Raw genomic sequence first — 551 nt, 5'->3', positions numbered from 1 at the left:
GGTGGAGGATGACGGGCTCGAACCGCCGACCCTCTGCTTGTAAGGCAGATGCTCTCCCAGCTGAGCTAATCCTCCATCATATAAGTGACCCGTACGGGATTCGAACCCGTGTTACCGCCGTGAAAGGGCGGTGTCTTAACCGCTTGACCAACGGGCCCTGGTATTTTTTCGTTTGTTATGTATTGATAATTAGTGGCGGAGAGCAAGGGATTCGAACCCTTGAGACGGGGTTACCGCCTACACGATTTCCAATCGTGCTCCTTCGGCCACTCGGACAGCTCTCCATAAATGGCTCCGCAGGTAGGATTCGAACCTACGACCGATCGGTTAACAGCCGATAGCTCTACCACTGAGCTACTGCGGAATGAAGTCTGCCTGGCGATGTCCTACTCTCACAGGGGGAACCCCCCGACTACCATCGGCGCTGAAGAGCTTAACTTCCGTGTTCGGCATGGGAACGGGTGTGACCTCTTCGCCATCATCACCAGACGTTTTAGTGACATGTATTATTATACTATGTATTTCAGAAAAAGCAAGAGTTTTTTTAAAAA

General features: G+C 51.4%; 4 tRNA genes and 1 rRNA gene. All 5 read right to left on the bottom strand.

What is annotated here, in order from left to right:
- Window positions 1-2 precede the first annotated feature (2 nt).
- The 5 genes from V7728_RS20415 to rrf all read right to left on the bottom strand — a co-directional run bounded on the left by V7728_RS20415 (window position 3) and on the right by rrf (window position 489).
- Window positions 3-75 (bottom strand) — tRNA-Val (locus tag V7728_RS20415).
- A 10-nt stretch (window positions 76-85) separates the two neighbouring features.
- Window positions 86-157 (bottom strand) — tRNA-Glu (locus V7728_RS20410).
- A gap of 36 nt (window positions 158-193) precedes the next feature.
- Window positions 194-284 (bottom strand) — tRNA-Ser (locus V7728_RS20405).
- Between the two features lie 5 nt (window positions 285-289).
- A tRNA-Asn gene (locus tag V7728_RS20400) sits at window positions 290-364 on the bottom strand.
- A gap of 9 nt (window positions 365-373) precedes the next feature.
- Window positions 374-489: ribosomal RNA gene (gene rrf / locus V7728_RS20395) — 5S ribosomal RNA — on the bottom strand.
- Window positions 490-551 lie beyond the last annotated feature (62 nt).

Origin of the sequence: Bacillus sp. JHAA (genome assembly GCF_036961585.1) — a bacterium.
GTDB classification, from domain to species: domain Bacteria; phylum Bacillota; class Bacilli; order Bacillales; family Bacillaceae; genus Bacillus; species Bacillus velezensis.
Note: the sequence above shows the minus strand (reverse complement) of the source record. Positions and strands in the feature narration are given on the sequence as shown.